Source organism: Spirosoma humi, assembly GCF_054776575.1.
On sequence record NZ_BAAHBR010000015.1, the window covers coordinates 1034412 to 1046630 of the forward strand.

Genomic DNA, 12219 nt, shown 5'->3' on the forward strand with positions numbered 1-12219 from the left:
GAACAACCAAATAACGTCACATGCCATGAGCCTACTCGATACACTAAAAAACCTGTTCGGCTTCACGTCTGCCCCACCTGTGCAACCCACTAAGCCGACGGATCAGCCTTTCGATTCGGAGGAGGTTACCCAGCCGATTTCAGAACTACCCAAAGCCGTTTCGCAGGGGCCACCGCCCGCTGGCCAGCGACGGGATCAGTTGATTCACTTTATCGTCGATAAGCTGCGTCCGTACCAGAATGAGCCTGAGACAATGCCTGTAGGTGTGACCTTATGCATTGTTTCGACCAATCCCGAAGCGGAAGCAATTGATCGGGTTGCGTTATGGGCTAGTCAGCCCGGAAAGTTTCAAAAAGAGGTAAGCCGACAGCTCGCCGACAACTATATTAAACTGCCCAACCCCTGGCGCTTCGACTACGCATTTTATCCGGATGGATTGCCCGAAACGACCTACCGGGAGGGTACCCTGGGATTGATTGTGCAGGACAATACAACGACGCAGGGCACTCCTCTACTGGCACGGGTGGTGGCCTTGAGCGGCCAGGCTGAACAGACCGATTATAGACTGGACCCTACTCAAAAAACCAGTTTCTGCATTGGACGGGGCCGCTCCACGCAAACCACATCGGGGCGTATTCGCACAAACGACATTGTTATCCTCAATGACGATGACCTGGGTTTTGACCCACAGAAAGGAGCCGATAACGGAGCGGTCAGCCGGTCTCACGCCACCATTCGGTACGATGCGGCCAAGCGCCAGTATTCGCTCCTCGTCGATCCGGGTGGACTCCCGGCCAGCGGCAACAAAACGAAAATCTTCCATCCGGATAGCCGCATGGAACGAGCGGACATTGCCGGAATGGGCTACCCGCTTCAGCACGGTGACCAGATTGAGTTGGGGGGTGCTGTCACGCTGTTGTTTGAATTACTCTGATGGATAGGCGTACCATAGTGATGTCAGTTTCTCAAAACTGGCCAGTGAGGTTTCTCAAAACCTTACGCTGTCCTTCAACGAGGTTTTAAGAAACCTCGCTTGTTGGTTATAAGTAACCGGCAGCACAATAATGCCCTTCCATAAATTACTTAACTTACTGCCCTAAAAACCGACCATTCGTTTATGAGGCAACGCATTTTATTACCCTTACTTATCGCCACGATGATTGGCTGCAATTCGAAAAAGAGCGAACAGACAACCACCGCCAACACAGCTTTTGCCACCGTCCTGGACAACTATTATGAGGAGCGGTTAAAACTGTTTCCGGTGGAAGCTACGCAGCAGGGAGATAATCGGTACAATGACCAATTACCCAACGATATTTCGCAGGCGTTTCTGGATCAAACGAAGTCATTCTATACCACTACCCTTGAGAAGTTAACCTCGTTTGACCGGGAAAAGCTCTCCGACGAGGACAAGATTTCCTACGACATTCTTAAGCGCGAATTAGCCCTGCAGTTGGAGCAATACCCATTCCATCAGGAAGAAATGCCGTTCAACCAGTTCACTGGATTGACGCTGACTTTTGGTCAATTGGGCAGTGGCGAAGGATCGCAGCCATTCAAGACCGTCAAGGATTATGACGACTGGCTAAAGCGCGTTTCTGCCTTTACCGTTTGGGGCGATACGGCCATTGCTGCGTTCCGAAAGGGCATGGCTACCGGGCGCGTATTACCCAAAAGTCTGGTCGTCAAAATGATCCCGCAGATGACCGACCTGGTCGTGAGTGACCCGACAAAAAGTCTGTTTTATGGACCGATCAAAAAACTCCCTCCGACCTTCAGTGCGGCCGATAAAGACCGGCTGACCGCTTCGTACAAAAAAGCCATCAGCGAACAAATCGTACCCACTTACCAGAAGCTAGGGACTTTTTTAAAGACCGAGTACCTGCCCAAAGCTCGTACAACATCGGGTATCGATGTTGTGCCACAGGGCCCGGAACTGTACCGGTATCTGGTCAGAACCTGGACTACCACCAACGATACGCCGGATCAAATTTATGCAATTGGGCAGAAAGAGGTAGCCCGCATTCGGGGAGAAATGGAGAAAGTGAAAACGCAGGTCGGCTTCAACGGCACGCTGGATGAGTTTTTTACGCATCTCAAAACCGACAAGAAATTCTACCCTTACAAACAGCCCAAGGAGGTTCTAGCCGCTTTTCGCACCATTCTGGCGAGAATTGAGCCAAATCTAAAAAAGCTGTTCATCAACACGCCTAAGTCAGCATTCGAGATCCGGCAGACGGAGAAATTCCGGGAAGCCTCCGCCAGTGCGGAATACAACCAGGCCTCGGCAGATGGCAGCCGGCCGGGAATTTTTTACGTGCCCATTCCGGATGCGACCAAATTCAATGTCACGTCGGGTATGGAATCGCTGTTTCTGCACGAAGCCATTCCGGGGCATCATTACCAGGTCTCTTTGCAGCAAGAAAATACCAGCCTGCCCAAGTTCCGGCGGTTTGCGTGGTACGGTGCCTACGGCGAAGGCTGGGCGCTCTATTGCGAATCGCTGGGCAAAGAGCTGGGTATTTACACGGACCCCTATCAATACATGGGTGCGCTGGGCGATGAAATGCATCGGGCTATCCGGCTGGTGGTCGACGTGGGCTTACACACGAAGCACATGACGCGCGAAGAGGCCATTAAGTACATGATGGACAACGAACCCATTGCCGAACAGGGCGCTACGGCTGAAATAGAGCGCTATATGGCGATTCCTGGCCAGGCGTTATCCTACAAAATCGGCGCGTTGAAAATTCGCGAACTCCGCACGAAGTACGAAAAGCAATTGGGCGACAAATTCCGTCTGGCGGCCTTTCATGAGGAATTCCTCAAAGACGGTTGTATGCCTCTGGACGTGCTGGAGCGTAAAATGGATGCCTGGGCCGAGCGACAGAAGTAAAATATAGCCGTGGCTCGTGAGGACACGAACCACGGATACAGAAACAGATTCTTTTTACCACAGAGGCACAAAGGCCACAGAGGATTGAGTTCTCTGTGGCCTTTGTGCCTCTGTGGTAAAACAACTACGGGCAATGAATCAATATCCCTGATTCTGCCCAAACGTGGTTTTGTTGTTATACGTATCAATTTCCGATTGCGGAATGGGATACAACGTCCGATAAGCGGGCATGGTGATGCCCGTCACCTTGATGGCGTCTACCGCCGTACCCGTACGAATGAGGTCGAACCAACGGTCGTTTTCCAAAGCTAGTTCCAGTCGGCGTTCGTTGATGACAGCTGTCCGAAAAGCTTCTTTGGTTGTCAGTTCAGCACCCGTATAGCTGGGTACACCCGCCCGTGTTCGGACCAGATTGAGCGTTTTGAACGCTTCGCCATCGGCCTGATAGGCGACCTCGTTCAGGGCTTCGGCATACAGCAGTAACACATCCGCAAAACGCAGTACCGGGAAGTCGTTCCCCACGTCATTTGTTCCGGATAGTTCATCATAAAACTTTCTTGGAACGGCGTTGATGCTGGTCGGCACGGGCACCTGCACCGTCAGCGGAAGCCGCTTATCGGCGGGCAAATAGGCCGCCCGCAATGACGGTTCGATGTTGTCGCCAATGCTGGTACCATACCAGGAACCGTGGCCTTCGCCCTGTAGACCGCCTTTTTTGAATTTGACCGCGAACAGAATTTCTGCGTTGTTCTTGTTGGCAACCGAGAACACATCGGCTACGTTGGGTAGCAACCGGAAAGTCGTTCCGTTCACAACGTCTTTCAGCGTCGATACGGCCAGATCGTATTTCTTCTCCGTTACATATACTTTCCCCAGCAAACCTTTGGCAGCACCCGATGTGACCCGGCCAATATCGGTACCGGTGTAAGTAGCCGGCAAACCAGCCGACGCGTCGGTCAGGCCTTTTTCGATGGCGGTGTAAATATCGGCCACTTCGTTTCGAACGTACGAACGGGCGTCGGTTGTCGAACCAGCCTTGAGCACGAGCGGCACTTTGCCCCACAACCGAACCAGATTAAAGTAAGACAAGGCGCGGATAAACTGCGCTTCTCCTTTATATCGGGCTTTCAGCGTCGCATCCATCGTGACCGCGTCGATCTTGTCCAGAATCAGGTTGCAGCGGTTAATGCCGGTATAGAGGCTTCCCCACGTATCGCGAAGAACAGAGTTCGTCGTTGGCTCGATAAACCGGTCGATATTATACCGTAAACCAGCACCCGAAGATGGGTCGTTATCGAGCACATTATCACTCCGGGTTTCGATAATCGTATTGTAATCACCTCCGTATTGCGTTGAACTCTGCAAGGCATCATAGGCCCCGTTAACCGCATTTCCGAAGTCATTGGCGGTTTTATAAAAGTTATCTACATTGGGTTGTGACAACGGTTTTAGGTCCAGAAAATCTTTCTGACAAGCCGACAGGCTAACCAACAGGGCCACGGCTAACGTTATTTTTTTCATAGCTGTTTCTTAAAAGGATAGGTTGAGACCGACCGATGTTGTGCGGGGCAATGGATACGTCCCATAGTCTTCACCCGATGAGAGGGCACTGTCGGGGCGGCTGTTTACCTCTGGGTTATACCCCAGGTACTTGGTAAACGTGAACGGGTTCTGGGTTGTCACGTACAGGCGCGCCCGGGTCAGCCGTATTTTTTGCAACAGAGCCGTCGGCAGGGTATAGCCAAGTGTAATGTTCCGAATCCGCACGTATGAGCCACTTTCGATATGCCAGGTCGAGATTTCTCCGTTCGAACCCGACGCTAGCCGGTTAGCGCGGTTCACCAGACCGTTACCCGGATTATCGGGCGACTGCCAGCGATTCAGTGCGCCGACGAACAGGTTGCCATTACCCTCCATGTTATACACGTAGCGACGCAGCAGGTTAAGAATTTTATGACCCTGAACGCCCTGAATAGCAAAACTCAAATCGAAACCTTTGTAGGCGAAATTGTTCGTGAACCCAAACGTGTATTTCGGGAAATAGCTGCCCGTCACGGTCCGGTCGTTGCTTAGATCGAACTTACCATCCGGTACACCATTAGGCCCGCTAACGTCGCGAAATTTAAAATCACCGGGTCGGGAGGTAGATACGTGTAAAGCGGGGTTGGCGTCCAGTTCGGCTTGATTTTTATAAACGCCATCGTTGACATATGTGTAGTATTCGCCGATCGGGTGACCGATCTGGGTGATAAACTGCGCACCCGCCACGCCACCAGCTACAATGATCGGATCACCAGAGGGTCCGAGCGCTTTCACCTTATTGCGGTTAGCAGCAATATTGGCACTGGCATCCCAGCGGAACTGGCCGAATGTTTGACGCGTACCGAGTGTAAATTCGATACCCTGGTTATTCACTTTACCGATGTTCTGTAATTCCGTACTGAAACCCGATGCACGCGGTACGGGTACATTCAACAGCAGGTCCGATGTATTGGCATTGTAGTAATCGACCGTCAGATTCAGGCGATTGCGAAGGAAACTAACGTCAAATCCAATGTCAAACATGGCCGTTTTTTCCCACTTCAATTTATCATTGGCCGAATTTCCAGGAGCCAGGCCACTCACGATGGTTTCGTTGCCAAGAATATAGTTCTGGTAACCAAGCAGACTGATGGATCCGTAGTTTGGAATCTGGAAATTACCCGTTAGCCCGTAGCTGGCGCGCAATTTCAGGTCACTCAACCACGAAACAGGTTTCAGGAATGACTCCTGTGATAGATTCCAGCCCGCCGATACTGACGGGAAATAACCCCAGCGGTTGTCCTTACCAAAGCGGGAAGACCCATCGGCCCGCACGGCCGCCGACAGAAGGTATTTGCCATTGTAGTCATATTGCACCCGGCCCAGATACGACAGTAACGACCATTCCTGAACATCGGAACTACCCGATGAAACCTGACCGGCATTGAGCGTGTAGACGAGATCATTCGGGAAGTTGGTGGCGGTAAGCTCGTTCGCTACCCGACGGTCTTTCTGCGAGGAGAAGCCGGCCAGCGCCGAGACGTTATGCAAGCCGAAGGAATGGTTATAGTTCAACGTATTTTCAACGAGCCAGTCTACAAAATTCTGCGCCCGCGAGAAACCCGTTGGCACCGAAGCTCCTTTCCGATCCCGGATTTCGAGGGTCGATGGCCGGTAGTAATCGCGCTGAAAACTGTTCACATCGGCACCCAGGCTAATCCGGTACGACAAATCTTTCGTAATGGCATACTGCGCATAGACGTTGCCGAGTACTCGAAGCTGGCTCAGTTTATCGCTCACCTGATTGGCAATCGCTACCGGATTCAGGATTGATGTAGCGCCGTACCCCCAGCCATTATTACCGAAATTATACGTTCCGTCGGGGTTGGTGACTGGGAAAATAGGAGCCGCCTGTAAAGCCAGCCCCACAACGCCTTCGCCCAGATAGGGGCCTTCAGCCTTAACCAGATCGTGGTACGAATAGGTTGGATTGAGGTTGATCCCCGTCGTCAGTCGGCCGGTTTTCACTTCGACATTGGCCCGGGTACTGTAGCGTTTAAAGCCCGAACTAATCACGACACCCCGCTGATTCATGTAATTTCCCGATACATAGAATTTAACATTGTCTTTGCCACCAGAAATAGACAACGTATGGTTCTGAATAGCGGCTGAGCGAAAAATGGCATCCTGCCAATCGGTATTGGTCAAACCAGGCTGACCTGACAGATACGGCACAATTTCGGGTTGAATGAGCGTGCTCGGTGCCCCCACGCCCTTGTTCCGAATATCGTTTGAGTCGGTTGGTTTTCCGGTTGGATTGCGGTCGATGTAGGCATTGTTTTTCGCTTCGTAGCTTATCTGCGAATATTGATACGCATCGAGCAGATCGATCTTTTTCGATACTTGCTGCACCCCGGCATATGCGTCGTAACTGACCACCGTTTTTCCCTCTTTACCCCGTTTGGTTGTCAGTAACACAACGCCGTTCGATCCCCTCGATCCGTAAATAGCAGCCGCTGACGCATCTTTCAGGACTTCGATGCTTTCAATATCGTCCGTATTGAGTGTGCTGAGTACGTTGATCGGGTTGTCAGGAAACTGCGTGCTGGTGCCGCCCGTAGCGAATTTGGTATCGCGCGACAGAGGAATTCCATCCACCACGTAGAGCGGGTCATTACCGGCGCTAATGGAGCCCGTTCCCCGAACCCGAACCGAGAGTGCCGCACCCGGCGCACCGGACGTTTGTGTTACCTGCACCCCGGCAATTTTTGCGGCCAGTGCCTGATCGAAACTGGCCACGGGCTGGTTGGCCAGATCCCTGGCTTTTACCGAACCAATGGCCGTGGTCACGTCGCGCCGGTTCTGTACACCGTACCCAACGACGATCACTTCGCTGAGTGCGTTATCGGAGCTGGTTAATTTAGCATCGACAACGCTCCGGCTCCCTACGGTAATCTCGGTGGGCTGATAGCCGATAAATGAGACAACAAGCACCTTACCCGCAGCGGGTAGCGAAATCTGGTATTTCCCACTGGCATCGCTCGTTGCCCCGACGTTGGTTCCTTTAACCTGGATCGTAGCACCGGCCAGTCCCTCACCCGTGGCTCCGTCCGTTACGGTGCCTGTGATACTCGACTGGGCATAACTTAGTTGAACGGCCAATAAAAAAAGGCCCGCCAGTAGCCATTTCAGGCGTCTGCTCCTGGCATAATCAGGTAATGAAATCATCATGTAGAATTAGTTTATCATAAAAAAATAGGCTGTTAATCTGATGCTAAGCAGTTGGCCTACTACAGCTAAGCAGGTCTGTAGCGTACAATAATATCTATTACCAGTTTATTTCCAGACAATTTTCTGCTTAAATTCCAATACCTTCCTTTTAGTCAAATTAATTCCAGAATAATTACACTAAACGCAAGCTACAGCTCACCTATGCCGGAGCGTTTCCTTTTTTCGGCAGCAACCAATTTTGATTGTCGACCAGTTCTCATCAATTGCCCAACTCACTTACAATCAACAGCTTGCAATAACGCAATTCCCCTGGAAGCTTCTTTCCTTAGTTTTCATCCGTATTCGCCTACGGTGGTCGTTCTTAAACGCTTCGGATTGTTTATGCGTTGACGCGCGGATTGGGCAGCTCAACGATAAACGTGCTCCCCTCTCCTTCCTGACTTTCCACCAGCAGCGATCCCCCATGCCCTTTGGTAATGATGTCGTACGAGAGCGACAAGCCCAGTCCCGTACCTTCCCCGGTTGGTTTGGTGGTGAAGAAAGGTTGAAAGATCTTCTCCTGAACCGATTCGGGCATGCCTGTCCCGTTATCGCTCACCCGAATCAGGGTACGCCCATCCGCCTGACGAGTTTGTACGGTAACTCTGGGCTGATAAGCAAGACTTGTCGTTTTCTGTTTCTGGCGTACCGCATAGAAAGCATTGTTGAATAGATTCAGCAATACCCGACCAATCTCCTGGGGTATCCCCTCCAGCGAGGATAAATCAGCCCCGTAATCAGTCGTCAGCTCAACCGTAAATTCCTTGTCTTTGGCCCGCAGGCCCTGGTAAGCGATCTGGAGATATTCATTGGCCAGAGCATTTATAGTAATGGATTGACGCTCTCCCAGACTGGAGCGGCTGTGTTCGAGCATGCCCTTCACAATGGCCGAAGCCCGCTTACCGTGCTGGGTAATTTTTTGCAGATTTTGTTTAAGGTCGTCCAGCAGCTCCGTTTCCAGGTCAGTATCGCGGACGGAATTTTGCTGTTCCGCCCGTAGTTCGTCTACCAGTTCATCCGACACCTCAGAAAAGTTGTTGACAAAGTTGAGCGGGTTCTGAATTTCGTGGGCAATACCCGCCGTCAGCTCCCCCAAACTGGCCATCTTCTCTTTCTGAATGAGTTGCTGCTGGGTATTTTGCAGGTCGCGTAAGGATCGGCTCAGTTTGGCGGTCCGGTCGGCCACCTGGAGCTCCAGTATCTCATTCTGGCGAGCCAGCAGTTGTTGCTTTTCCTGCTCCTGGATCATTGCCTGTGCCGACAGTTGTTCGACTTCCTGCAATTTATTCTGCAACGTCCGATACGTCCGGGCATAATCACGCACAAGCGAGAATGATAAACCCAGCGGGATGCTGAACAAAGCCAGCAGGACCAGTATCACCAGGGGAAGCATCACCCAGTCTTCAGCGGCACTCATCCTGTATTTGCTCTCCAAAATACCCATCAGGATTGCCACCGGGATCATCGCCAGTACGGCATACAGCGTCACTTTCAGTGAGTTCCAGGGCAATCTGGCGTCCACATCCGGGTTATGGCGTTTGGCCAGCCAGCTTACCCGGATGTATTCGATCAGTATGCCCACGAAAGGGATCAGGAACAGTTTGTCAGACGGGGGTGCGACTGAAACCGTGTAGAAGGCAGTCACCATCTGCACGACCACCAGGCCCCAGAACAAGCGGCCGGGCCGTCGCCCCAGGTACGTATAGACCGACAGGAGCAATAAGGCAAAAGCCGCGTTGATGCTCAGTATGGCCAGCGCCCCACGCAGGGAATCTAAGGTGAGGGTACCGACGTAGTGATCGGCCAGATCAGTCAGAAACGACAGGGCAAAAGCCAGCATGGTGGCGCTTAGTGCCCGGTGTACAGTCTGCGTTGGATTAGCCCGGTAAAACAGGAAATGGAGCAGACTCAACAAGCCGAAAATCCCCACCATCAGACCCGATAGGCCCGCTCCCGTTTGCTGTCCGTCCAGCAAGTGAATGCCGGCCCGGTCTGCCGGGTCAATATCCACTAGAAACGGAGCTTTGTCAACGACCGCGCCAACCAGCGGGTCGGCCCGAAAAGCGTAGCGCACCGCCAGTGTGTGTTGATTCGTATCCTTAATTCGTATGGGCAGGAAGGCCACGATCCGCTGCGAACCTCCGGAATCGTAGCGAACCGGCTTGAGCACTGCCTGCCGTCGTCCATCCAGGAAAATCTCCGAGTGGCCAAATTGCTGGAAGGTCAGCATCAGGTCTTCGCCCGGAAGTCGCCGGAAGCGAAATTTTTGCCGAAACCAGCCCTGCCGGGCTTGCCAAAGCTGCGGGTTTTCGTCCAGGTCAATGTTGGGGGCAATGGCGGTCCAGTGGCGGTCATTATAGACTGGACTAGCCCAGCCAGTGCTGTCACCAGCCCGAAACAACCATTTTCCGCTGAAGGCTATCCGGCCGTCTGACGAGCCTTTAATCACGATGGCTTGAGCGGTTGCCTGGCCCGCACCGGCCAGCAGCCCTACACTCAACGCCAGTAGGCACAAGAATCGCATCATTGGGCTAAGTTACAGCCGCCAGGCTTGCTGAACAAAAGTCAGGCTTTCGCCCAGACTCCCCGGCAAGCTAAACCTGCTGCGGTTTTGCTTATCTTTAACGCGTACCACGTACTCATGCATCCATGATCTATTCTTTCCGACGGTTGTCAGGCTTCATCTTTTTTACCTTCCTTAGCCAGACGGCCCTCCTGGCCCAGAACCACCGCCTGACGTATTCAGAAAGCCAGCAGGATTTCCCCAACCCCGAACGGGGATTTTATGTTCCGATCAGCACCTCTTCGGCCCGGTTCGTTCCCCTCGATGGGCCTACGCTAGCCAGTTACCGAACCCAGGCCCAGCATGTTTCCAAGGCCAGCTACCCTATCCAGTGCTCCCTGGTGTATCGGAGTTATCGGCTGGAAACCTTCAAGAACAGCCCCTTGAGTAAGGATTTTCTCGAAAAAGTAGATCAGGATTTTGCCATTGCCCGCCAGGCGGGGGTCAAGCTCATTCTCCGGTTCGCCTATACGGAACAGGCCAATTCGGGTAACTGCCCGGATCAGTATAAGATATGTCCCCCCTACGGCGACGCCCCCAAAGCCATTGTGTTAGCTCACATCAGCCAGTTGAGTCCGCTGTTTCAGAAGAATGCAGATGTTATTTCCGTACTGCAAATGGGCTTTATCGGAATCTGGGGTGAGAACTACTTCACGGATTATTTTGGCGACGCGTCCACCAACAGCCTTGGCGTGGTGCCTGACAGTAGCTGGCAGGATCGCAACCAGGTGTTGGCCGCTCTGCTAAAAGCCCTGCCTAAAGACCGCATGGTGCAGGTTCGTACCCCGCAGATCAAGCAGCGGTTTGTATATGGACCCAAAGCGCCCGTTAGCTCGGCTGCCATGGGCGTTGGGGAACCGTACCAACGTTCTGATCCCGCCCGAATCGGGTTTCACAACGACTGTTTTCTAGCCAGCGCCGATGACTACGGCACCTTTTATGATGTTGGCAACTCATCGACCAAACGCGGTCCCGCTACCGATATACTACGTCGGTACATGGCGCAGGATAGCCGCTACACGGCCGTAGGGGGCGAAACCTGTGATGATGCATTCAGTCCACAGAATGATTGCGAACCGCTGGGGCGGGCCGAGCAGGAAATGGCCCTGATGCATTATAGCTACCTGAATGCCAGTTATAATAATGATGTAAACAATGACTGGCAAACCCAGGGATGCATGGGTCGTATTCAACGCCGATTGGGCTACCGGTTCGTGCTACGGTCCGCAACCATCCCCGACCGAATTAAAGCAGGCGAGCGCTTGCCAATCGATTTGGCCCTGTCCAACGTGGGTTATAGCGCCCCTTACAACCCAAGACCCCTTGAACTTATTCTGCGGAACACGGCGAGTGGAGCCATTCATCGTATTACGATAGAAGCGGATGCCCGTCGGTTGTCTCCCGGTGCGCATCTGCTTCGCCATAAGCTCCAGCTTCCGGCAGCCATGAAGGCCGGTCGCTATGAGCTGTTGCTCAATCTGCCTGACGGCTATCAGTCACTGGCGCAAAATCCGGTTTACAGCATCAGGCTGGCCAATACAGAAATTTGGGAGGCCCAGACGGGTTACAACAAACTAAATCACACCCTGATCGTTGGGCCGTAATTGGGCCTGGCAGCGCGCCAACAGGAAATAAATGTAAAAATCGTTTCGCCAAGCCAGCAAAAAAGCCTGCACAGTTAATGCAGGCTTTTTTTATTTGTAGCTGCCATTGACCAGCAGATTTCCGTCTTCGGTGACCGAGTAACTTTCAACATCTTCATACTCTTTGACCTCATAGTTTTCCTCGCCCTCAAGGTTGTATTTCTGCTTAAAGGTGTCTTCGGCCTGCTGGCGGGTCTGATTGACAAAAACGGCAATATATTGATACGGCTCTTTCTTGTATACGATCAGAATAACAGGACTGGGACTCGGTAAATAGGCGGCTACTTGATTTTGCATGGCTGCTATCGTGTTTAGGTTGATAAGCC

At 52.4% G+C, this 12219-nt stretch carries 7 protein-coding genes; 3 read left to right on the top strand and 4 right to left on the bottom strand.

What is annotated here, in order from left to right:
* Nucleotides 1–25: 25 nt before the first annotated feature.
* Both ACYU8Y_RS20655 and ACYU8Y_RS20660 read left to right on the top strand, forming a co-directional pair.
* Nucleotides 26–934: an FHA domain-containing protein gene (locus ACYU8Y_RS20655; RefSeq protein WP_460939978.1), complete on the top strand. Its 909-nt coding sequence runs from the start codon at nt 26–28 to the stop codon at nt 932–934.
* Nucleotides 935–1117: 183 nt separating this feature from the next.
* Nucleotides 1118–2896, top strand: coding sequence for a DUF885 domain-containing protein (locus ACYU8Y_RS20660; RefSeq protein WP_460939979.1), 1779 nt, complete (start codon nt 1118–1120; stop codon nt 2894–2896).
* A 138-nt stretch (nt 2897–3034) separates the two neighbouring features.
* Here the strand turns inward: ACYU8Y_RS20660 and ACYU8Y_RS20665 are convergent, their stop codons facing one another.
* The 3 genes from ACYU8Y_RS20665 to ACYU8Y_RS20675 form a co-directional block, all read right to left on the bottom strand.
* Nucleotides 3035–4417 carry a RagB/SusD family nutrient uptake outer membrane protein gene (locus ACYU8Y_RS20665; protein ID WP_460939980.1) on the bottom strand — a complete coding sequence of 461 codons (1383 nt, stop codon included), beginning with the start codon at nt 4415–4417 and terminating at the stop codon, nt 3035–3037.
* 9 nt (nt 4418–4426) lie between these two features.
* Nucleotides 4427–7648 carry a SusC/RagA family TonB-linked outer membrane protein gene (locus ACYU8Y_RS20670; RefSeq protein WP_460939981.1) on the bottom strand — a complete coding sequence of 1074 codons (3222 nt, stop codon included), beginning with the start codon at nt 7646–7648 and terminating at the stop codon, nt 4427–4429.
* A 379-nt stretch (nt 7649–8027) separates the two neighbouring features.
* Entirely contained in the window at nt 8028–10214 is a 2187-nt protein-coding gene (locus ACYU8Y_RS20675; protein WP_460939982.1) for a sensor histidine kinase, read from the bottom strand.
* A gap of 122 nt (nt 10215–10336) precedes the next feature.
* On the opposite strand from ACYU8Y_RS20675, the gene ACYU8Y_RS20680 reads away from it, so the two are divergent.
* Complete coding sequence (locus ACYU8Y_RS20680) at nt 10337–11854, top strand: DUF4832 domain-containing protein (RefSeq protein ID WP_460939983.1); 1518 nt, start codon at nt 10337–10339, stop codon at nt 11852–11854.
* 90 nt (nt 11855–11944) lie between these two features.
* Here ACYU8Y_RS20680 and ACYU8Y_RS20685 read toward each other — a convergent pair whose 3' ends face one another.
* Entirely contained in the window at nt 11945–12190 is a 246-nt protein-coding gene (locus ACYU8Y_RS20685; protein ID WP_460939984.1) for a hypothetical protein, read from the bottom strand.
* Between the last annotated feature and the right edge of the window lie 29 nt (nt 12191–12219).